At 72.5% G+C, this 21385-nt stretch carries 20 protein-coding genes and 2 CRISPR repeat arrays; of the genes, 5 read left to right on the top strand and 15 right to left on the bottom strand.

Features of this window, described 5'->3' with window-relative positions:
* Positions 1 to 161 precede the first annotated feature (161 nt).
* The 12 genes from V6D49_RS21105 to V6D49_RS21050 form a co-directional block, all read right to left on the bottom strand.
* Positions 162 to 1988 carry a glycoside hydrolase family 15 protein gene (locus V6D49_RS21105; RefSeq protein WP_340561940.1) on the bottom strand — a complete coding sequence of 609 codons (1827 nt, stop codon included), beginning with the start codon at positions 1986 to 1988 and terminating at the stop codon, positions 162 to 164.
* A gap of 200 nt (positions 1989 to 2188) precedes the next feature.
* Positions 2189 to 3131: direct repeats of the CRISPR family, unit length 29 nt; unit sequence GGGACCATCCCCGCGTGCGCGGGGAGCAG.
* Positions 3132 to 3220: 89 nt separating this feature from the next.
* Entirely contained in the window at positions 3221 to 3577 is a 357-nt protein-coding gene (gene cas2e, locus V6D49_RS21100; protein WP_340561938.1) for a type I-E CRISPR-associated endoribonuclease Cas2e, read from the bottom strand.
* Positions 3574 to 4548 (bottom strand): type I-E CRISPR-associated endonuclease Cas1e, encoded by a 975-nt coding sequence (cas1e, locus tag V6D49_RS21095; protein WP_340561936.1) that lies wholly within the window; start codon positions 4546 to 4548, stop codon positions 3574 to 3576. The genes cas2e and cas1e overlap by 4 nt, the downstream gene beginning before the upstream one ends.
* Before the next feature lie 4 nt (positions 4549 to 4552).
* A complete protein-coding gene (cas6e, locus tag V6D49_RS21090) occupies positions 4553 to 5347 on the bottom strand; it encodes a type I-E CRISPR-associated protein Cas6/Cse3/CasE (protein ID WP_340561934.1) in 795 nt (264 codons plus the stop codon).
* Positions 5347 to 6066 carry a type I-E CRISPR-associated protein Cas5/CasD gene (gene cas5e / locus V6D49_RS21085; protein ID WP_340561932.1) on the bottom strand — a complete coding sequence of 240 codons (720 nt, stop codon included), beginning with the start codon at positions 6064 to 6066 and terminating at the stop codon, positions 5347 to 5349. The genes cas6e and cas5e overlap by 1 nt, the downstream gene beginning before the upstream one ends.
* Positions 6063 to 7256 (bottom strand): type I-E CRISPR-associated protein Cas7/Cse4/CasC, encoded by a 1194-nt coding sequence (cas7e, locus tag V6D49_RS21080; RefSeq protein WP_340561929.1) that lies wholly within the window; start codon positions 7254 to 7256, stop codon positions 6063 to 6065. The genes cas5e and cas7e overlap by 4 nt, the downstream gene beginning before the upstream one ends.
* Positions 7257 to 7285: 29 nt before the next feature.
* The gene (casB, locus tag V6D49_RS21075; protein ID WP_340561927.1) at positions 7286 to 7951 is read right to left on the bottom strand and encodes a type I-E CRISPR-associated protein Cse2/CasB; all 666 of its coding nucleotides are present in this window, start codon (positions 7949 to 7951) and stop codon (positions 7286 to 7288) included.
* Between the two features lie 11 nt (positions 7952 to 7962).
* A complete protein-coding gene (casA, locus tag V6D49_RS21070; protein ID WP_340561925.1) occupies positions 7963 to 9672 on the bottom strand; it encodes a type I-E CRISPR-associated protein Cse1/CasA in 1710 nt (569 codons plus the stop codon).
* Positions 9665 to 12601: a CRISPR-associated helicase Cas3' gene (cas3, locus tag V6D49_RS21065; protein ID WP_445330569.1), complete on the bottom strand. Its 2937-nt coding sequence runs from the start codon at positions 12599 to 12601 to the stop codon at positions 9665 to 9667. The genes casA and cas3 overlap by 8 nt, the downstream gene beginning before the upstream one ends.
* A 243-nt stretch (positions 12602 to 12844) precedes the next feature.
* Positions 12845 to 13490: direct repeats of the CRISPR family, unit length 29 nt; unit sequence CTGCTCCCCGCACGCGCGGGGATGGTCCC.
* A gap of 150 nt (positions 13491 to 13640) precedes the next feature.
* On the bottom strand, positions 13641 to 13838 hold the full coding sequence (locus V6D49_RS21060) for a DUF397 domain-containing protein (RefSeq protein ID WP_340561923.1): 198 nt from the start codon (positions 13836 to 13838) through the stop codon (positions 13641 to 13643).
* Between the two features lie 25 nt (positions 13839 to 13863).
* Positions 13864 to 14073, bottom strand: a complete 210-nt coding sequence (locus V6D49_RS21055; RefSeq protein WP_340561921.1) for a DUF397 domain-containing protein — start codon at positions 14071 to 14073, stop codon at positions 13864 to 13866.
* Positions 14070 to 14891 (bottom strand): helix-turn-helix domain-containing protein, encoded by an 822-nt coding sequence (locus V6D49_RS21050; RefSeq protein WP_340561919.1) that lies wholly within the window; start codon positions 14889 to 14891, stop codon positions 14070 to 14072. Before V6D49_RS21050 ends, V6D49_RS21055 begins: the two co-directional genes overlap by 4 nt.
* Positions 14892 to 15013: 122 nt before the next feature.
* Between V6D49_RS21050 and V6D49_RS26265 the strand changes: the two genes are divergently transcribed.
* From V6D49_RS26265 to V6D49_RS21035, 3 genes are all read left to right on the top strand, one after another.
* A protein-coding gene (locus tag V6D49_RS26265; protein ID WP_445330511.1) for an IS630 family transposase occupies positions 15014 to 16080 on the top strand; the annotation gives its coding sequence in 2 pieces (ribosomal slippage) (positions 15014 to 15457 and positions 15460 to 16080; 1065 coding nt in all).
* Between the two features lie 151 nt (positions 16081 to 16231).
* Positions 16232 to 16726: a DUF7848 domain-containing protein gene (locus V6D49_RS26260; protein WP_445330568.1), complete on the top strand. Its 495-nt coding sequence runs from the start codon at positions 16232 to 16234 to the stop codon at positions 16724 to 16726.
* A gap of 32 nt (positions 16727 to 16758) precedes the next feature.
* Entirely contained in the window at positions 16759 to 17163 is a 405-nt protein-coding gene (locus V6D49_RS21035) for a hypothetical protein (protein WP_340561917.1), read from the top strand.
* Between the two features lie 40 nt (positions 17164 to 17203).
* Here V6D49_RS21035 and V6D49_RS21030 read toward each other — a convergent pair whose 3' ends face one another.
* Positions 17204 to 17869, bottom strand: a complete 666-nt coding sequence (locus V6D49_RS21030; RefSeq protein ID WP_340561915.1) for an adenosylcobinamide amidohydrolase — start codon at positions 17867 to 17869, stop codon at positions 17204 to 17206.
* A 253-nt stretch (positions 17870 to 18122) separates the two neighbouring features.
* Here V6D49_RS21030 and V6D49_RS21025 point away from each other — a divergent pair, with 253 nt between their 5' ends.
* Both V6D49_RS21025 and V6D49_RS21020 read left to right on the top strand, forming a co-directional pair.
* Positions 18123 to 19019, top strand: coding sequence for a helix-turn-helix transcriptional regulator (locus V6D49_RS21025; RefSeq protein ID WP_340564187.1), 897 nt, complete (start codon positions 18123 to 18125; stop codon positions 19017 to 19019).
* Positions 19020 to 19058: 39 nt separating this feature from the next.
* Positions 19059 to 19895: a dioxygenase family protein gene (locus tag V6D49_RS21020; protein ID WP_340561913.1), complete on the top strand. Its 837-nt coding sequence runs from the start codon at positions 19059 to 19061 to the stop codon at positions 19893 to 19895.
* 145 nt (positions 19896 to 20040) lie between these two features.
* Here the strand turns inward: V6D49_RS21020 and V6D49_RS21015 are convergent, their stop codons facing one another.
* A complete protein-coding gene (locus tag V6D49_RS21015; RefSeq protein WP_340561911.1) occupies positions 20041 to 20832 on the bottom strand; it encodes an ANTAR domain-containing protein in 792 nt (263 codons plus the stop codon).
* Positions 20833 to 20892: 60 nt separating this feature from the next.
* The gene (locus V6D49_RS21010; RefSeq protein ID WP_340561909.1) at positions 20893 to 21381 is read right to left on the bottom strand and encodes a hypothetical protein; all 489 of its coding nucleotides are present in this window, start codon (positions 21379 to 21381) and stop codon (positions 20893 to 20895) included.
* Between the last annotated feature and the right edge of the window lie 4 nt (positions 21382 to 21385).

Raw genomic sequence — 21385 nt, 5'->3', positions numbered from 1 at the left:
TCTGACCGCAACATCTATTGCAAGCTCTTGCAAGCTGCTACCTTCGGCCCGTCCCCGGTCCGCGGAGGACCGGGGGTCCGACCCGGACCCCACGCGCCCGGCCCCCCGGGCCGGGGACACCCACGGCCCCGACCGGCCCGCGTCCCACAGGACGCCGCGCGCTACAGGACGCCGCGCGCCCGGTCGATGGCCGCCGCCGCGTTGATCAGCCCGACATGGCTGAACGCCTGCGGAAAGTTCCCCAACAGCTCACCCGTGCGCGGATCGATCTCCTCCGCCAGGAGCCCCAGATCGTTCGCACACCCCGCGACCCGGTCGAACAACTCCTGCGCACGGTCCGGCTCCCCCGCCATCGCCAGCGCGGAGACGAGCCAGAACGAGCACAGCGCGAACGTCCCCTCACCACCGGCGAGCCCGTCCGCGCTCCCCTCGTCGGCGACGCGGTACCGCAACACCAGCCCGTCCTCCGTCAGCCCGCGTTCCACCGCCTCCACCGTGGACCGCACCCGCCCGTCCGTCGGCGGCAGGAACCCGTACAACGGCATCAGCAGCACGGCCGCGTCCAGCTCCTCGGAGTCGAAGGACTGCGTGAACGCCCGCCGCCGCTCGCTCCACCCCCGCTCCAGCACCGCCGCGTGGACGCGGTCCCGCGCGGCACTCCAGGCGGCCGTCCGCGCGTACCCGCCCAGCTCCGGCGCGAGCCGCACCGCCCGGTCCAACGCCACCCAGCACAGCACCTTCGACGACACGTGGTGCAACGCCGGCCCCCGCATCTCCCACATCCCGGCGTCCGGCTCCTCCCACCGCCGCGCCGCCGCGTCCGCCAACCCGGCCGCGAACCGCTGCACCTCCGGATGCAGCTCCCCGAGCCGATCCCGGTACAGGTACAGCGCGTTGAGCAACTCCCCGTAGACGTCCAGCTGCGTCTGGTCCCACGCCCCGTTCCCCACCCGCACCGGACGCGAACCCCGCCAGCCGGTGAGATGGCCGAGCTCACGCTCGGACAGGTCGTGCTCCCCACCGACCCCGTACATGATCTGCAGCGAGGAGTCGACGTCGGCACCGCCCCCGGCCGCGCTCGTCATGAAGGAGACGAAGTCCACGGCCTCGTCCGGGCAGGACCCCAGATACAGCGCCTCCAGCGTGAGGCTGGCGTCCCTGATCCAGGCGTACCGGTAGTCCCAGTTCCGCTCCCCGCCCACCGCCTCGGGCAGCGACGTCGTCGGCGCGGCCACGACCGCCCCCGTCGGCCGGTACGTCAGCCCCTTCAGCACCCGGGCCGACAACCGGACGGTGTCGCGGTGCGGGCCGTGGTAGATGTCGTGATCCGCCTCCCACGAACGCCACGCCTCCACCGTGTCCGCGATCCGCTCCCCCACCGCCTCCGGCGCCGTCGGCTCCGGCGGCACCTCCTCGGGCGGCGCCCACAGCAGCGAGAACCCGAGCCGCTCCCCCGCCCGGACCCGCAACCGGGCCCGCGCCGCGCCGCGACCGTCCCGCAACGCCACAGGCGAGCGCAACGCGCACGGATTCGGACCGCCGAACGTCCGCGCCCCGCGCCCGTCCACCCGCAGCAACGGCCGCACCAACCCGTACTCCGGGCGGGGCACGAACTCGACGTCGAACTCCACCTCCCCGTCCAGCCCCTCCACCGCGCGCAACAGCTCGTGCGGCGGCCGCAGCCCCAGGTCGTGCCCCCGCTGCCCCTCGGGCACGGCCAGCGCGTCCCGCAGGCACGCCGTGCCGCCCGCCGTCGTGAACGTCGTCTCCAGGACCAGCGTCCCCGGCACGTACCGCCGCCGGACGTCGAACGCCCCCGTCGGCGTCACCGACCAGTGCCCCGCGTCCTCGCCCAGCAGCCGGGCGAACAGGGCGGGGCTGTCGAAGCGCGGCAGGCACAGCCAGTCCACGGAGCCGCGCCGGTCGACGAGAGCGGCGGAGCTGCCGTCGGCGAGCATCCCGTAGTCGGCGATCGCGGTGAAGGTCACCCCACGCACCCTGACGGCCCCCCGGCGCCCGGTCCACGACCCTGCGGGCGCCGCCGCCGAATTCCCCCCACCCGGCGGAGGGTGGCGGAGGCGGGGGCGGCGGCCGGGCAAGCACACCACCCACACCCGCACCGAAGCAGGAGGGAACCCCGCATGCGCGGGGAGCAGCGACCGAGGCGAGCCCCCGACCACCGGGCGGAGGGACCATCCCCGCGCGTGCGGGGAGCAGACGGGCGGGAAGTCCGGCACAGTCGGGGCCAGGGGACCATCCCCGCGCGTGCGGGGAGCAGTCGCCGGGGGTCCGGCGGGGCGGCGTACCGCCGGGACCATCCCCGCGCGTGCGGGGAGCAGCCACTGGTGCGCACCGGGCGCCGTGTGAACGAGGGACCATCCCCGCGTGCGCGGGGAGCAGTTCACCGCTGACACGCTGGGCCTGTACGAAGCGGGACCATCCCCGCGTGCGCGGGGAGCAGCCGGTCCGGTGGCGGCCATGGGAGGCAGGACGGGGACCATCCCCGCGTGCGCGGGGAGCAGGATCTGGCCGTGGTTGCGGATCTGACCGCCGGGGGACCATCCCCGCGTGCGCGGGGAGCAGGACGCGCATCCGGGAAGCTCATCGCCTCAGCGGGACCATCCCCGCGTGCGCGGGGAGCAGCAGCTCCCGTTCCGCTCGCGGTACGCCCTGCGGGGACCATCCCCGCGTGCGCGGGGAGCAGGTGCGGATGGTCGATGCGGCCGGGTGCGAAGAGGGACCATCCCCGCGTGCGCGGGGAGCAGGAGCGCGGCCGACTCGATTGCGGCGACAATGCGGGACCATCCCCGCGTGCGCGGGGAGCAGCCCCCGCTCGTCCTGCCAGATGACGAGCGGCTGGGACCATCCCCGCGTGCGCGGGGAGCAGTCGGGGTTGGTGCTCGCGCGGCGGCCGAGGGCGGGACCATCCCCGCGTGCGCGGGGAGCAGGAGCGCGGCCCCCGTGACCCCACAGAAGGCCCTGGACCATCCCCGCGTGCGCGGGGAGCAGTTGTGCAGGCCCGTGGCCCGCACGATGTCCGCGGGACCATCCCCGCGTGCGCGGGGAGCAGAGCCGACCTGCTCGCCGCGAGCCAGGCATGAAGGGACCATCCCCGCGTGCGCGGGGAGCAGACTGCGTGACCTGGGGGTTTGCCGGGGCGGAGCGCGGGTTTTCATGACTTTCGTTGAGTCCGGCAATTCACTCATAGCTCGCATCACCGTCATCGGTTGCCGAAGCGGCGGCGTTTGGAGGCGGTGCTCCAGCCGCGTCGAGGGGTGGTGGTCGGTGCGGGGTCGAGGGGCTTGGCCTTCGGGCGGTGGATGAGGGTGACGCCCTCGTGGTCGACGGGGTGCCAGGCGTGGTCGTGGGTGCGGAAGGTGAAGCCCTGCTCGTTGTCGGTGGTGTGGGCGAGCAGGGCGCGGCCTTGTCCGGCGTACTGCTGGACCTCGTTCCACAGCACGTCCCGGACGCGGGCGGAGGGGTTGCCGATGAAGACCCCGGCGGAGATTTCGAGGAGCCAGCGCGTGAGGAATCCGCGCAGGCCCACCGGGCAGTTGGTCAGGACGATCACGGTCACCAGGTCATCGCCTCCGGGACATCGTCGTCCCCGCCTCCGTAGTTCCGTCCGGCGGCGACCTCCTGGCCGCCGTCGCTGTGGAGCCGGACGACGTCCGCGTCGTCGCCGACGCCCTCGGCGGACGTGGCGCCTGGGATCAGGAGCCGCTTGATGTCGTTGACGCAGCGGTCCAGCAGCCCCGTCTCGGCGATGCGGTCGCGCAGGGCGCGGCGCGTGCGCGAGGCGACGTCCTCGTCGCCTTCGGCGGCGACGTCGAAGGCGAGGGGGATGCCGACCTCGGTCTTGTAGAGGTCGGCGATGTCGAGCACGAACGACAGCTCGTGGCCACTGTGGATGAAGCCGAGCGCCGGGCTGCACCCGAGGGAGGTGACGACGGCGTGCGCGATGCCGTACATGGACTGCGCCGCCGCCGTGATCGCCTGGTTGACGGCGTCGCCGCTGGCGAAGTCGCCAGGGGTGTAGCGGCGCCCGCGCCACGGCACACCCGTGCGCCGGGCCTCCGCCTTGTAGTGGTCCTTGACGCGCCGCCCCTCCCGGCCGAGGAGTTCCTGTCGGGTGAGGCCGGTGGGGTCCTCGTCGGGGAAGCGCAGCCGGTACATGGCTCGGGCGACGGCGAGTCGGCTTCGGGGGTTGGCCCATTGGCGGGCCTGGGCCACCATGAGGGCCGAGGAGCGGGTGAGGGCGCGTCCGCCCGCGTAGTAGCGCGCGCCTTGTTCGCCGACCCAGCAGACGGCGGCGCCCGTCTCGCCGAGGACGCTCATCGCCTGGTGGGTGACGCGGGTGCCGGGGCCGAGGAGGAGGGTGCCGATGGTGGCGGACGGGATGTGGGTGGTGCCGTCCGCGTCCTCCGCCGTGATGGCGTTGGCGTCGCGGTGGACGACGCAGCGCTCCAGGTAGACGAACGAGGTGCGGTCGCCCGCCCGGCTGAGGTGACGCGGGGTGAGGGCCGGGCGGCGGGAGACGGTCGTCATCGCCTCATGCCGTCCGGGCGACGGGTGCGAGGGTCAGGAGGCCGCAGCCGTACGCCTTGGCGCGTCCGATGCCCTGGGTGAGGGTGCGGCGCAGCAGAGCGGGGTCGGTGACCTCCAGCCGGCCCTCGAAGGTGACGGTGACCAGGGTGACGGGCTGGGACTTTCGGCCGGAGGGCGCGGAGCGGCCGGACTTGTCGAAGGCGCGGGCCCGGAGGTCGCCGACGGTGAGTTCGTACTGGTCGCCATGGTGCTCGGTCTTGCTCTTGTACGTGGTGCCGCCGGGCAGGAGCCGGTCGGTGGCGGGCTTCTCGACGATCTGGAACCCGGCGTCCTTCTGGCGCTTCAGCAGCCACCCCATCTGGTGGATCGGGGTGCGGTGGGCAGTGAGCTTCTTGGGCTCGTCGTCCGTGCGCCGGATGGTGTGGACGGGGTTCGCGGTGAGCCGGAACGACCAGCGGCTACCAGCCGTGAGCCGGTCGAGGAAGGGGGCGTAGGGGCGGGTCTCCCATCCGGGCGTCTCCGGGTCGGCGAGCGCGGGCCAGCCGGCCTGCTCGACGAGGTGGGTCAGGTCGGGGCGGGCGGGGCTGACGACGTAGAGCAGCACTTCGGCCCGTGCCCGGTGGTCGATGCGCCACAGCACGCGCGGGCCGTCCGCCGACGTGCCGGTGGTGCCCGGCCCGTCGGACGGCAGCAGGCCGGGGAAGGACGACATGACGGCGGCGTGCAGCCTCTGGGGTGAGCCGAGGAGCCGACGGGCCCCGGGTCGCGCGGAGTTCACGCGGAAGCGGGTCAGGTACATCAGGGACTTTCTTCTTCCAGAGCTTCGAACGGGTCGTGCCGCTGCTGCGGGACACCCGGGTGGGGGACGTCCACGGTGGTCGTCACGACGGTGCGCAGGGCGTAACGGCGTTGCGCCGGGGAGAAGCTGAGAGGCTGGTCGCGTTGCACGTCGCCCGGCTCACCCTCCGCTCCCCCGGACGCCTCCCGCAGGACGTCGAGTCGGACGGTGGCCTCCCGATGCCGCCCCCGGTACCAGAGGGACGCCTGCCACGGCTCGGCGGCCAGCGCCCTGTGGAGGTCGGCATCCTCGCGGACGCGCAGCTCCACCGGCTGGGCTGGCGGGCAGGAGCGCCGTCCGAGGAACGGCGCGTAGACGGGGTCGCGCAGAGCGGCGTGGAGCCGGTGGAGCAGCTGCGCTTCGCCCTCGACGGCGGCGACGAACACGGCGTCGGCCAGGTAGAACCGCTCGGACAGCGGCATGGACTTGCCGGTGTCGCCGTGGTGGGCGGAGTGGAAGTCCCGGATGCGGGTGCCGGGTTGGTCGATGCGGACACCGAAGCGGAGTGCGGCCAGGGGCCGCAGCCCCGCCTCGTCCTGCCGGTCGATGCCGGCCGCCGCCGCGAGCAGCCCGATGACGCCGCTCTTGGTCGGGGCGGACTCGGTGGTGCGGCGGGCGAACCGGGCCGTGGCCCCCCAGGACTGGAGGGGCCCGGCGAGCCGCAGGGTCAGCACGCTCATGCGGGCTTGTCCAGGCGTTCGGCGACGGACCGGCCGACGGAGGCGACGAGCGTGCCGATGTTCTCCACCTCGGTGCCGATGTCGGCGAGCTTGGACGTGTTCGGGCCGACGCGCAGCACCCAGGTGACGGTGGACGCCTCGTCGCCGTAGGCGCGCTCGACGTCGGGGATGTGGGCGGCCAGGCGGTCGCAGGCTTCGCGGACGTGGCCGCCCTGATCGCCGCGCACCGGCTCCTCGAAGGCCGCGACGTAGCTCATCGGACGGGTGGTGCGCAGCGTGACGACGACGGCGTCGGGCGCCGTGTGATGGCCGAAGGTGTTGATCTTCCCCTTGGGCAGCGAGGCGAGGAAGCCGTGCACGAAGGCTTCGACGGCCCGCCGCACGGGTTCGGTGCGCGGCTCGTCCTCGCGCAGGCCCTCCCCCAGGTTGGCCGCGAGCTGGTGGACGCTGAGCGCCGCGTAGCGGTAGAGGGTGGCGGAGTTGAAGTCGACGGTGCCGATCATTCCGGCGCCCGGTTCGGCATCGCTGTTCTCGTCGTCCACGGCGGTGTAGTAGTCCGACTCGTTCTCCACGCGGTGGACGCTGAGCGCGTGGGCGACCTGGACGGCCGCGTCGACGTTGATGTCGGCGACGTCGGCGACCATGCGGCCGAAGAGCGCGATGTCGACGGAGTGCCGGGTGTCCGCGAGTGCCTTGGCGCGACCCTTGTTGTCCTTCTCCTTGAGGAACGCCTTGATGTCGTCCGCGCCCTCGACGGCGAGCCGGGCGAGGCTGTCGAGTTGCCGGGAGCTGAGGAAGAGGAGGTACTTGGACTGGGCGACGGGGGCCTGCTCCCCGTCCTTCTCGGCGTTGGCCTTGCGCTTGGGCACCTCGATCTTCAGCCCGGCGGACTGGATCACCTCCGCCGCCAGCTCCCGCGCCCGCTCCCCGGCCAGGGACTCCTCGACCCGGCCGATGCGGGACGCGAGGAGCTCCACGACCTTCTTCGTGCGCACGCCGAGCTCGCTCGGGTCCAGCAGGTGCTCGTCCGCGAAGAACTCCCTGGTGGCACGCTTCCACGCCTGGCTGGAGACCCGTGCCCTCGGCACTCCGCCGTAGATCGCGGACTTCGGCGCGCCGGTGTCGTCCCGGTTGAGGTTGCTGGGCGGCACGGTCTGGAGGGCGTGCACGTCGAGGAAGATGCGGTTCACGAGGCGTCCTTGTCGTGTGGTGCGGGGTGTCAGGGTGCGTCGGGAGTGTCGGCGGGCCGCTGCCCGTCCGGGGTGGGGTCGCCGCGCCAGGCGTGGAAGGAACGGCCCCACTCGGCGCGCACGGTGGCCGGTCCGCCGTGCCACTGCCAGGCGTAGAGCTGTCCTGCGAGGAGGGCGTAGTCCAGCTCCGCGCCGTGGGTGCGCAGGAGGGTGACGATGTCCCGCAGGCGCTGGGCGAGGCTGGTCAGGTCGGGGGCGGTCCCGGCCCGCACGAGGCGCTTGCGCAGCGGTTCGTCGATCTCCCCGTGCTGCATCGTGGAGCGGATGGCCGCGCCCAGGCCCCGGCGGGCCTCGCGCGTGTCCCGGCGGTGCATGCCGGTGCTGCGGGACTGCTGGTGGACGGCCCACAGCGTGAGCGCCACGTGCACCGCGCCCTCGGCCCGCGCGAGTTCGCTCTCGCGCAGCGGGCGGGCACCGTCGTCGGTGTCGTGCAGGGGGCCGGTGTCCACGAGGTCCCACAGGTCGGGGACGTCCCCGGCAGCGCGTCCGGCGCCGCGACGCAGCCGGGCCACGGCGGCCACGGCCTTCGGCTCGTCGGCGAGGTAGCCCCGTTGCAGGGCGCTGACGCGGCGGCCGGTCAGCTCGGCCACGCGCCGGCGTACGGGAAGGGAAGCGGGTGCGGTGACGGTCGTCATGCGGTGCGCCTTCAGGAGGTGATGGGCGCCGGGGCGGCCTCGGCGCCCGGCGGCTGGTCGGCGGAGAGGAGGGGGTGGGCCAGGCACTCGTCCAGGGCCCGGCGGAACCAGAGCCGGGCGAGCGTGGCGTTGAGCCACTCGGTGCGCTTCTTGAGCTCGACGATCCGCCCCTGCCACGCCGCGTCCCCCGCCTCGGCGATCAGCCGGTCGCCCAGGCGTCCGACGATGCGGTGGACCTCCCGCTGCCAGTGCGACCGCTGCTCCTCGGGGTCACCCAGTTTCGTCAATGACGAAAGCCAACTGCGGTACGGTCCGTCAAGCGCTGCGAAACCAAGTGCGCTAGCCGCCGTGCAGGCTCCTCCATACTCCGAGCCGGTGGCGCGCTTCAGATTGGCGGCGAGGTCAGTCAGGGCCTGGACAGCCCGCTCACTGTCCTTGGCAGCATCCATAGCGGTTCGCGCATAGCAAGGTTCTTCCCGATCGAGTAGAACGACGGCCATCGAGACGCGATCCTCATGCACATCGAAGAACGACGACTTCGCTGGCTTCTTAGCCCATGGTGGGTCGTAGGCCATTCCGATAGTGCAGGCGGAGATGAGGTGACCACGCCTCAGCTCGCCTTCTGCGACCAGTCGTGCGACCCATTCCATAACGACCGGACGGAGAACGTGGGATGGCTCGCTTTCGGTAGTCCTCGACGATCTCCCGACCAGCATGGCATCGAGCCCCCGCCAAGCAGCACGTGAGTGATCATGTCGCAAGGGCTTGTAGACCGGCGAGCGACGCAGTTCCTTCTCCGCCGCATGACTTCGCTTCCAAGAAGTCATCGGTTCGCGATCGAACCTGTTCACGATCTCAAGAGGGTCTCCGTAGCCCAACACGACGCCTATCACCGCCACATCGTCGTAATGGAGTCGGATTCTGCGCGATTGCCAAGTGTAGAGGTCGCGCAAGCCCGTAGGATTTCGAACCTCTCCCCCAGGGCCGCAAGGATCCCTCCGCCAAGCGGGCTTGTCGTTCTGTTCTACACGAAGGCAGTCAGTGTCCCAGGCGATCAAGTTGAGCAGAAGCGTTTCACGGAGGTTTTGACCCTCGACGTATACGGCACCAAGCTTGCCCAGCCAGCCCTCGCCAAGATCGGCACTTGGATATGTCCGGCCCCCTTTGGCACGTACGTCCCCCACAGGTCCGGTCTTGATGCCCGAGGTGTCGTAGGCGTGGGCGTGGACGACCCAGCGGGCGGCCTCGGCGAAGGAGAGCCGCTCCACCGTGGGCAGCCGGGCAGTGAAGAACGGTTCGCCGTTGGGGACGTCGGCGACGATGCGGTGGAGGGGGAAGACCTCGTCCTTCTCGGTGCGCAGACCGGCGGTCTGGAAGAAGGGGGCCTCGGTGTGGAGGAGGTCGAAACGGCCCCGGTGGGCGTCGAGGTACGCCCCGACCGGAGCGAAGCATTCCGGATCGGACCACAGGTCGGACCAGTCCTCGATGTCCTGCGGCCCCTCCAAGGCGTCGTGCGCCACAGCCAGCAGCAGACGCAGCAGGGCGAACTCCTGCGTGGGCAGGTCCCCGACGAGGCGGCGTAAGCCCGCCGCCTGGGCGAAGACCTCCCGCAGCGACAGCACTTCCTGCGTGCCGTCGAGCCGTAACACCTCCACCCAGGGACGGGTCGTCAGGTCGAACGACGGCGCTGTGTCGCGGCCGACGTCGTGGGATTCAGGCACGGGTCACCTCAAGGCCCTGGGAGCGGCTGTAGCTGAGTGCGAAGCCTGCCAGCCGGGTCTGACAGTCCTCGTCGAGTTCCAGGACGAGCTGACCGGCGAGCCAGTGGCTCTCCTTGGTCTGCCAGGCGTGCACGCACCCCTCCTCCAGTTCGGCGATGGCCCGGTCCATCACCTCGGCCGGGGAGAACTGCATCGGCAGCCGCAGCCCGGACGCGGCCACCGCGCGGGCCGCGAAGGCCGTCGGCACCTGGTCCACGGGCAGGGCGAGACCCGCCCGTTCCCGACCCCGCCCGTCGGGCGGCAGCCAGGGCACGGTCGTCAGGGCGCCGTCCTCCCGACGCTGCACGACGACGACTTCCAGGCTCTCCCTGCTGTCCCGCACCTGGGCCCGGCCCGCCGGGGTGTCGTCGACCTCGCCGACCCCGGCCGCGAGCCAGCCGAACAGCGGCCTGCCGGGCCGGCCCACCGGACCGAGCCCGAAGGTCGCGGCGCGCTCGGCCTGGTCCGCGCGGTGGCGCTCGAAGCGCGTGAACGCCTCCTCCAGGGCGTCGGCCCAGCCCTCGGGGACGTCGGGCTTCTCCGCGTACGCCGCCTGCACCAGCGGGCTGATGTCCGACGGCAGCCGCACCGGACGTCGCCCGTCCCCGTCGAGGTGGGGCCGCAGGGCGGCGGCCGACCGCAGCAGCGCGTACGCCCCGTACACCGCGACCGAGCCCCGCACCGGGGTCGGGACCGCCGTCGTCCAGTCGACGCCCGTCACCAGGCAGCGGGCGGTGCGCAGGCCCGGCGGCCGGTCGCGCTGGCCCGCGCCGCGCGGATGCCGGTGCAGCCGGCCCGCCCGTTGCAGCAGGAGGTCCACCGGGCAGAGATCGCTGACCAGCAGGTCGAAGTCGACGTCCAGGGACTGCTCGGCGACCTGGCTCGCGACCACCACGTGCGGTCCGTCCGGGCGGCCCTCGGACTTCTCCGGCGGGCCGAACCGCTTGAGTAGATTCGCGTCGTTGGCGGCGCGGTCCAGGTCGAGGAAGGAGGAGTGGGCGACCGTCACGGCTGCCTCGCCGAAGCGGTCCCGTAACGCGCGCGCCGTTTCCAGGACGCGCGCGACCGTGTTGCGGACGACCAGCACGCAACCGCCGTCCACCAACTCCCGCCCGAGGCGGTCGGTGAGGACGTCGAGATCGTCGTCCAGCGGCTCCAGCGCGACGTCCGTGCCACGGCCGGAGGAGGCGGGCCGCCGCAGGACGGGCGGGCCGCCCGGACTCACCGCCGTGAGCAGCGGATACGCGTTCTCCTCACCGACCTGCACGAAGCACTCGTCACCACCGGCGCCCCGGCCCGGCGTCCCGGCGTAGCCTTCCGTCAGCGCGCGGCGTCGGGCGGCGGGGAGCGTCGCGGACAGCACCACGACCGGCACCCCGTAGGCACCCAGCCACGAGAGCACCCGATCGAGGTAGACGCTCATGTAGGCGTCGTAGGCGTGCGCCTCGTCAACGATCACCACCTTGCCCGCGACCGCGAGGTGCCGCAGCGCCAGGTGCCGGCTCTTCAGCCCGGCGAAGAGGAGCTGGTCGATGGTGCCCGCGACGAAGGACGCCAGCATGGCCTTCTTCCGCCCGCGCAGCCACGCGTGCGCGACCAGCTCACCGGGCGCCTGCCCGCCGCCGTCGGCCCGGCGGTGCGGGGCCGACGACGGCGCGTCGATATCGACGGCCGCGACGCGACCGCCCCGCCGCATCAGATCGGCGAAGCTCTCGTTCAGGGCCGCCTTCGAGTGCGCGAGATGGACGGAACGGCGTTCCCCGTCCTCCGCACCGGGCAGCCGCTCCAGCCAGTCCAGCAGACGCGGGAACATGGCGTTGCCCGTCGCCATCGTCGGCAGCGCGAAGAACACGCCGCCCGCGCCGGAGCGGGCCGCGAAGATCTCCGCGACGGCCAGGGCCGCCTCCGTCTTCCCCTCCCCCATCGGCGCCTCGACGATCAGCAGGCCCGGCGTCTCCATCGACCGTGCCACGTCGACGGCCGCCTCCTGCACCGGCCGGACCGTCGCTCTCGGCGGCAGGTCGAACCGGGAGGCGAACAACTGCTTCGTGTCCAGCGGCGGTTCGGTCGCCGTCCACGGCGCCGGGAGGTCCAGCCCCCGCCAGGCGGCGGCCACCCGCTCCGCACCGCTGCGGGGCTGCTCCTCGGGGAAGTAGGGGAAGAGGTCCGGATTGCTGGCGATCCAGTCGGCGACGATGACCACCGCCGTCAGCAGCACCTGCACCGGCTGCGGCAGCCGCACGGCCCGCCACGCCTCCAGCCGCTCGCGGACGCCGTACTCCTCGGCGCAGGCGTCCAGCAGCTCGCCCTGGGCCTGCCGCCACAGGTCCCGGCTCGGGCCGGAGGAGCGCAGGAGCTGGCCGTGACCGTCCAGGTCCGTGATCTGCGCATGCTCCGGCGGCACACCGTGATGCCCGCCCACCGCCACGGTGAACTGCCCCGCCTGCTTCACCGTCCAGCCGTGCCGCTCCTCCAGCCACTCCCCCAACAACACCTGCCCCGCCAGCCCGTGGGGTGCCATCGCCCGGTCCGGCCCCATCGCCTTCCGGGACCGCATCTCCAGACCGGCGTCCCGCATCCGGTCGGCCAGCTCATCGACCTGGCAGGCGAAAGCAGGCGTCGCCTTCCCGATGTCGTGGACGCCCGCCAGCCACACGGCCAGCCGCCGCGCGTCCACCTCCCCCTCCGGAAGGGCGTCCGCGACCAGCCGCCGCACACTCAGCGGCAGCCACTCGTCCCACAACAGGCCGGCGACAGCGGCACTGTCCTCCATGTGACGCCACAGCGGCAACCAGCCGCCGAAATCCCGATCGTGCTTGGCCCACACCGACAGGACGGGCCCGTTCAACCTGCTCCGGAGGCCCTCCAGGGCCCTCCCCCCAACGTGCATGGGCACAGGAATACACGCAACGCACAGCGCGCGTCAGCCGGTTGAAGGAATCGCGACGACGGAAGTTTCGACCTCACCGGAGTGGCCACCGGGACGCCGACCCAACCGTTACGATGACCGCTTTGAGCTGCCGCAGCTCTGGACACCAACCTGCGAAGTGAGCACCTTGTGCACGATTTGCCGGATTCCGCGAAAGTCATGGAAAACTCGCACCGCACGCCATAAACCCGCAGGTCACGCAGTCTGCTCCCCGCACGCGCGGGGATGGTCCCTCGAAGTCGCCGTCGCCGAACTCGTCGGGCTGCTGCTCCCCGCACGCGCGGGGATGGTCCCCGATCCCGTTGAAGGAGCCCCCGGTGCACGCCCTGCTCCCCGCACGCGCGGGGATGGTCCCGCCGCGTCCATCTCGAAAAGAAGATCAAGGTCCTGCTCCCCGCACGCGCGGGGATGGTCCCTACCCGGCCACGCTGATGCGTCGGGCGGTCGACTGCTCCCCGCACGCGCGGGGATGGTCCCTGTCCGAACCGAAAGGAGGACGCATGACCGACCTGCTCCCCGCACGCGCGGGGATGGTCCCACCAACGTCGATCCGGTCATCAGCGTGCACTACTGCTCCCCGCACGCGCGGGGATGGTCCCGCCAGGCACACGTCCGCGCCGAGGCGGACCATCTGCTCCCCGCCCGCGCGGGGATGGTCCACGTCCGGTCGGGCCCCTCCGGTAAAAGCGCGGCTGCTCCCCGCACGCGCGGGGATGGTCCCAGTCCCCGGTAACACCCAGGAGACCCCCGTGGACACGCCCTGCTCCCCGCACGCGCGGGGATGGTCCGCGCCGGCCTCGTAGGCGACGCCACCATGCGCGCTGCTCCCCGCACGCGCGGGGATCGTCTCCGCGCGTGCGTAGGGTGGTCAAAGGCGCGACCGCTGCCCGCACACGCGAGATGGCTCCGGCGCGGCCCAAAGGGACCGCCCCGGAGTCAGAAGGCTGTCAGCCCTGGCTGGCTGACAGTGAAGTGGATCAGCGCACCGCTGTCGGAACTGTTACGGGCAGTCGGCTGAGCGTTGCATCGGCTCTGAGACCAAGCCGTTCACGAAGGCGGACCAGTCGGCGGCGGCGAACCTCAGAACCGGGCCGTTCGGGTTCTTACTGTCACGGACAGGGATGACCCCGGAGTGGCCGTAGCCCGCCTCAAGACAGTTGCCGCCGTTGGTGCTATAGCTGCTCTTGATCCACGTCATGGGCATCAGAATCCCTTTGCGGTCATCAGGCACGGAGCTGGTCGGACGACACCCCCGCCACGAAGGCGGACCACCCGGTGGCGGTGAACTTCAGCGCCGGGCCGTTCGGGTCCTTGGAGTCACGGACGGGGACGATTCCCGGGATGCCCTCGCCAACCTCCAGGCAGTTGCCGCCATTGCTGCTGCTGTAGCTGCTCTTGCGCCAGCTGACAGCCAGTTCCTTCGCAGTGTTCATCTGGTTCGGTACCTCACGATGTAAGTACGGATCAGCTCGGCAGAATCCTCGTGCGACAGGGCCAGGGCCCTGAGCAGATCATAGGCGTGTCGGGCGTGCGAGAGTTCGCGTGCTTCCAGCCCAATTCGCCCTTGCGAGAAGCCGTCAACGTAGAGAACGTCCGGTGACTCATCAAGGCTGAGCACCGTGAAGGCTCCTTCCACTCCTGGGTGCGCGGCCACACGTTCGGGCACCACCTGAATGACTGTCCTCGGCTCCTCCCCTGCCGCGAGCAGCCGTTCAAGCTGCCTCACCATGACCTGATGGCCGCCGATGGGGCGCCGGAGGACCTGCTCGTCGAGGACGAACCAGGCGCGGGGTCGATCATCTTCCTCCAGGATCGGCTGACGGCTCAGGCGGGCCGCTACGAGGTCGTCCAGGTTGTCCGGGCGGCCGCTTGCCAGCAGTGGTCGTGCGTAGTCCTCTGTCTGGAGCAGTCCTGGGACGACTTGGCTCTCGAACGTCTTGATCGACGTCGCGTCCCGCTCCAGTTCGACGTACGGGAGGAACCAGGTCGGGTAGGCGTAGCGGAGGACGAGGGGGTGGAGGCGGGTGAGGTGGCCGTCGGTGTGGAGGGCGGTGTCGAGGTCCCGCGTCAGCTCCTCGGACGGTACGCGCTGGGCGGCCTCCAGTTTGCTGATCATCGACTGGGTGGTGTGGGCGCGCTTCGCGGTCTCGCCTTGGGAGAGGCCCGCTTCGGTCCGGAGGCGGCGGAGCTCGGAGCCGAAGAAGGCGAGCATGGACGACGAAGGGTCCGGCCCTTCGATTTCAACTGCCATGGCGTGTTCCCCTCATGACTGATCGGTTGTCATAACCGCCGTTGATGACTGACAGTTACTGAGGTTGAACTCGTGGAGTCGTAGGGGCTGACGGCTCCTCGCCGGTGCGGTATCACCGGGGTATGCGGTATCCACAAGGGGGCGGGCTGACCGCCGAACGGCAGCAGTTCCGCGAGGAGTTACGGCTGAAGGCCGCCGAGAGGTTCGCCCAGGGCGAGGCGAGCTCGGTGATCGCCAGGGACCTGCGGGTCAGCGTCCGCTCGGTGCAGCGGTGGCGGCGGACGTGGGATGAGGGTGGTCCGCGGGCTCTGCGGTCACAGGGTCCGGCATCGTTGCCGAGGCTGAGCGAGAAGCAGTTCGCCCAGTTGGAGGTGGAGCTGGCCAAGGGGCCGGCCGCTCACGGCTGGGAGGACCAGCGCTGGACCCTGAGCCGGGTGAAGACGGTGATCGGTCGACGCTTCCACCTGACCTACACGATCCAGGGCGTGCGCAAGCTCCTGGTGCGCAACGGCTGGTCCTGCCAGGTCCCGGCCCGCCGCGCCATCGAGCGGGACGACGAGGCGGTGGCCGGTTGGGCCCGGGAGGTGTGGCCCTGCGCGGAAGACTCGCGGCGGTGAGTGGAGCATGGCTCGTCTTCGAGGACGAAGCCGGATTCTCCATGACGCCGCCGCAGGCGAAGACCTGGTCACAGCGCGGCCGGACCCCGGTGGTGCGGGTCCGCGGCCGTTCCCGCAGGCGGATATCGATCGCCGCGCTGACCTGCTACAAACCCGGCCACCGGTCCCGGCTGATCTACCGGCCGCGCCGGGACGACGGCCGACGCGACGGACGTAAGAGCTTCTCCTGGCGCGACTACCGGGACCTGCTGATCGCCGCCCACCAGCAGCTCGGCGGCCCGATCGTCCTGGTCTGGGACAACCTCAACGTCCACAAGGCCGCCGGCCTGCGGGATTTCGCCGACTCCCGGGACTGGCTGACGATCTACTACCTGCCGCCCTACGCACCCGACCTCAACCCCGTCGAGGGGATCTGGTCCCTTCTGCGACGCGGCTGGCTCTCCAACGTCGCCTTCTCCACCCCCGAACACCTCGTCCAGCGCATCCGACACGGCCTACGCCACATCCAATACCGCAGCCACCTCATAGACGGCTGCCTCGCCGAGACCGGCCTGACCATCAGACCCACCTGAGCGACCCAGCGACATCACGAGTTCAACCTCAGTAGTCATCCGGCCCCCGCTTTTCGAGCCTACGTCGTTCGGTAATGCTGTGAGTGCGAAACGTGAAAGCACGGCGGATGGGACGGGAACCGGTGGATGAAGTCGAGCGGGCCGAACGGGTGTGTGGGGAGCTGGATTCCGCGTTGAGGGCGGCGGGAATCGTGCTTCCGTCCCTCGGCCTGGACGTGGCCTCGTGTGCGAGTACCCCGCCACGGCCGCTGGTGGAGCTGGGGCGTTGCCGTCCCGAAACGGCGAAGGCGCTGGTGGCGGTCGTGTGGGCGGGGGTGGGGCGGTGACGGCGGCGGACGGCCTGGGCGGCCGGCTCCAGCGGCTCAGCCGGGAAATCGAGGCGCACTTGGCGGGACTGGGAAAGGGGTCGTCGCGGGCGACGTACCGGTTCCGGGAGTTCCGGATCGCGCCGGACGGGGAACCGGACGCCGAGGACGTCACCTTCGCCGCGCAGTGCGCGGTGTGCGGGGAATGCGGACGGCCCGGAACGGACCCGTCGGGGGCACGACAATGGATTGTGCGGCACCTCTCCGCACACCCCGAGCATTATTCATACCGGGAATTGATCAGTCGTCCCTATCGGGCCGTTCCGGGGGCGTGGCGGTGAGCGGGGTGGCGTCGGACGGGTACCTCTGCTCGGTGTTGGCACATCCGCTGGCGGCGGGGCACGAGATCGTGCTGGGCCGCCACCGGGCGTGGACGCCACGGCTGGCGGTGCGGTGGTTGCGGGGGCAGGCGGCGCGGCTGGCCGACGCGCTCGACCCGGTTCCCGGCCGGGTCCCGTTCCCCGCCGGTGTGCTGCGGCCGGTGCTGGACGGGAGTCCGGACCCGGGCGGCGTCCTCCGGGCGTGGCTGGCGGATCACGCGCTCCAGGAGGAGCAGTTGGCGTCTCTGCGTTCGGGGCGGCGCGTCGGAGTCACCGCGCGGGACGCGGAGTTGCTCTACTCCCTGTCGGCTCAGCCGATCCCGGCGGACGCGCTCCAGCCGTGGGGTCCGCTCGTCGTCGGGGCCCCGGTGGCACGGGCGGGGGTGGGGGTTCCGTAGCGGCCGGGCGCGGCAGCCCCGAGCGGCGGGAAGCGGGGCGTCACGTCGGGGTGGCTCCGGCGAGGACGGCGGTGTGGACGGCGCGGGCCAGGCGGGCGCCCCAGCGGGAGCGGGGGCCGGCGAAGGGTTCCGGGGTGCGGCCGGGGGTGGGGGGTGCGGCGACGACGCAGACGGCGTCGGACGGGGTGCCCGAGCAGTCCGCGCCCACGTCCAGGAGGGCCTGCACCTTGGCCTCCGTGGCGGTGGCGACGGCGTTGACGAGCGCGGCGTCGCCGAGGGGGACGGGCAGGAGGACGACGATGTTGACGGTCCCGGCCGCCGGTGCGCCGAGCCGTCCGGCGGCCGGGGAGGCGGCCCAGGTGCGCACGCCGAGCCCGGTGGTGACGACGGCGTGCACGCCGTCGTCGTGCGCCTCGGTGGCGGCGTCCACGTCGGCGGCCGTCATGAGGGCGGCGCCGCTGCCGCGCAGTCCGGCGCGGGCGGCGATGTCGGCGAGGTGGGCGGCCGGGTCGGTGCGCCGGTAGCCGGGTGGGACCTGGGCGTTGAGGACCCAGTCGCGCGCGCCGAGGCCGCCGCCGAGGACGGCGGAGGAGCAGACGCGGCTGCCGGGGGCGAGGTGCCAGGCCAGGTGCGGGAGGCGGTGGCCGTCCTCCTCGCGCGCGCCGTGCGCCGGGGCGTGCGACGGCACGGCGGGTGAGGACGTCATCGGGGGCTCCTGGGGGCGCGGCGGGAGGGCGGCGGGCCGATCGATCCTAGGACGCCCGGACCGAGGTGGCGGGACCGGGTCGGGGCGGGTCGGACGCGTCGTGGGGGTGTGGTGGCGGGGCGGGACGTGGCACCGTGGCGAGGATTGGTCTGGACCTTAAGACGGGGCCTGATGCGGAGGGGGCGTGCGGCGCGTGCGCGGGACGACGGTGTTACCCGGAGGCGGAAGCGAGGAGGAGGAGCAGGCGTTCCCCATGCACCGGCTGGCGGTGCCGATGCCGAACGTCCTCCCCTTCGCGGTGGGGACGTTCGACTCGATCGGTCCGATGTCGCGGGCGGCGTTCCCGCACCGGCACACGTTCTACGAGATCGTGCACGTCACCGCGGGGTCGGGGCGGCACGTCATCGACCTGACGCCGTGGGAGCTGCGTCCGCCGCACCTGGGGGTGATCGTGCCGGGGCAGGTGCACCACTGGGAGGACGTGGTGGGGCTGGAGGGTTCGGTGGTGCTGTTCACCGAGGACTTCCTGCTGGACCACCCCGGGGACCGGGAGGTGCTGCGGCGCGCGGGTGAGCGGCCCTGGCTGGCGCTGGACGCGGCGGAGGACGCGCGCACGGGGCGGCTGCTGGCCGAGCTGGACGCGGAGTACCGGGGCGGCGCGGAGGGGTTCGCGAGTGTGCTGGCGGCGTTGCTGCACGTGCTGGTGACGCGGGTGGGGCGGCTGACCGCTTCCGAGGTGCCCGGGGCGGCGGCCCCGGAGCGGGCGGGAGTAGGACGCCCGGGCGGGGTGGCGGCGGAGTTCGTGCGGCTGGTGGGGCGCGGGGAGCCGGAGCTGTGGTCGGTGCGGGTCTGCGCGGACCGGATCGGCGTCACGTCCGGCTACCTGGCGGAGGCGGTGAAGGCGGCGACGGGCCGGACGCCGGGCGGGTTGGTGCGGGAGGCGCGCGTCCGCGAGGCGAAGCGGCTGCTGGCCCGCACGGACCTGACCGTGCGGCAGGTGGCGGCGCGGGTGGGGCTGGCGGACGCGGCGTACTTCTGCCGGTTCTTCCGGCGGGAGACGGGGATCAGCCCGGGTGACTTCCGGCGGGGCGCCGATTTGCACCACGACCACCGGATCGAGTCCATCGCCCCGCCGGGGCGCTCTGCGTAGCTTCGTTGCCGACCCCGACGCCCCCCACAAGGAGCTGACATGGACGACGAAGACCGCGGCGAGCAGCGGACGGGTGCCCGTCACCCGAGCCGGAAGACGGTGCTGCGCGCGGCGCTGGCGGTGGGTGTGGCCGCGCCGGCGGTGCTGGCGGGTGGGCCGGCGCTCGCCAGGACGCTGACCACGCGGACGGACGGCACCCCCGAGCTGACGCCGATGTGCGACGACGGGGACGACCCGACGCCGCCGCAGATGGAGGGGCCGTACTTCAAGCCGAACTCGCCGCGCCGGACGTCGCTGGTGGACGCGGGCACGCCGGGGACCCGGCTGACGGTGACGGGGTACGTGTTCGGGCTGGCCTGCCGTCCGGTGTCCGGGGCGCTGCTGGACTTCTGGCAGGCGGACAACAACGGCGCGTACGACAACGTGGGCTTCCGCTTCCGGGGGCACCAGTTCTCGGACGCCCAGGGCCGGTTCAGCCTGACGACGATCGTGCCGGGCCTGTATCCGGGGCGCACGCGACACATCCACGTGAAGGTGCAGGCGCCGGGCCGTCCGATCCTGACGACGCAGCTGTACTTCCCCGGGGAGCCGCGCAACAACACGGACTCCCTCTACGACCCCCGGCTGCTGATGGCCGTGCGCAGTGTGGGCGGGGGCCGGGAGGCGGACTTCGACTTCGTGCTCAACGTGCCGCAGGACCCGGACCCGAGCGATCCGCCCACGGACCCGCCCGGCGGCACGTGGAAGGCGGGCTCGGCGTACCGGTCCGGTGACCGGGTGACCTACGGCGGCTCCGGGTATGTCTGCCTCCAGGCACACACGGCGCAGGTCGGCTGGGAGCCGCCGAACGTGCCCGCCCTGTGGCGCGCGGGGTGAGCTGAGGCAGCCGGCGCCGGGTCAGCGGCGCCGGTCCCGGGGCGTCCCACCTCCCTCAGGCCGGAGGTGGGCCGCTCCGGGTGACCCGCCGTCCCGGAGGGGGACGGCGGTGCGGCTGGGCCGCCCGGAGGAGGGGCCGGGCGGCTCAGCCGTTTTCGGGGTCCGGTACGAGGGGGCCGGGCGGATTGTCCTCGGCGAGACGGACGAGGGCGGCGGCGACGTCGCGCAGCTTGGTGTTGGTGCGCTGGGAGAGCGTGACGAGGACCTGGAAGGCGTCCTCGGGGGCGCAGCGGCGTTCGGCCTGGACGATGCCCATGGCCTGGTCGATGGTCGCGCGGGAGTGCAGGGCCTCGCGGAGCTGGTCGACCTCCGCCTTCAGCTCCGCGATCTCGCGGCGGTCGCGCGTGGCCTGCGCCCGCCGGGCCAGGTGGTGGGCGTAGGCGCGCTGGGCCACCGCGCTGTGGGCGCGGGCGGTGGGGGTGTCGATGCGTTCGTAGGCGCGGCTGACGCGCCGCAGCTCCTCGTGGAAGAGGGTGACGTCCTCCACGTGGTGCAGGAGGCCGAGGAGCTGCCCGTCCGGGTCGAGGAGGGGGCTGTTCACCGGGCTCCAGAATCTCTCCTGGAAGCCGGTGGGGCTGGCCTGGTGGGGGATGTCGTACTTCTGGACGTCCATGGTGTGCGGGGTGCGCGCACTCATGACGCGGCGGAAGGAGTCCTGGAGGTTGGCCATGCCGTCGGCCTCCGGGTCGTGGGGGTTGTCCGGGAACGCCTTGAAGACCGGCACTCCGATCAGTTCCTCGCGCTCGCGCATGGTCACGGCCGCGTAGGAGCGGTTGACGTCCGTGATCACCAGCTCGGTGTCGAGGACGAGCAGCGGTGAGACCGAGGCGTGGAAGACGGCCTCGAAATCTGCCGGGGGCGAAACGCGCGGGGACATGAATTCCAACCTACTGCAGGGCCGCGAGCGCCTCCCGGCGCGTGTGGGCGGCGCCACTCCTCAGGGGCGGGGCGGGGTGGGGCGTCCGTGCGCCGGGGTCGCAGGTTCGACCTGCGGGGTCGGGGGCGGGGGCAGCCAGTCGCGGGCCGGGTCGTACTCCAGCCACCGGCTCCGCCCGGCCTCGGCCGCGCAGGCGGCGGTCAGCTCCTCCAGCCCGGGGTGGTGGTGTTCCGTGCGCCACAGCAGGGACCAGGCGTACAGGGGCGTGGGGTCGGTCAGGGGGACGGTGCGCAGGTCGAGGACGTCGGGCAGGGGGACGTCGGCGGGGAGCAGCGAGACGCGGTGCGGGTCCTGTGCGAGTTCGGTGAGGAAGTGGTCGAGGCCGAGGTTGAGCCCGGTGGCCCGGTGGTGGAGGCCGAAGCGGTCGGCGAAGCGGTGGAGGAAGTCGAGCCGGTCGAGGGGGCCGGGGGTCCACAGGACGCTGTCACGCAGTTCGGTGGGGCGCAGCGTCGGCCGGGCGGCGAGGGGGTGGCGAGGGCGCGGGTTCACCCGG

Source organism: Streptomyces sp. GSL17-111 (assembly GCF_037911585.1).
Taxonomy (GTDB): domain Bacteria; phylum Actinomycetota; class Actinomycetes; order Streptomycetales; family Streptomycetaceae; genus Streptomyces.
The sequence above is the reverse complement of the archived record's forward strand: the minus strand, read 5'-3'. Positions and strand labels throughout refer to the sequence as shown.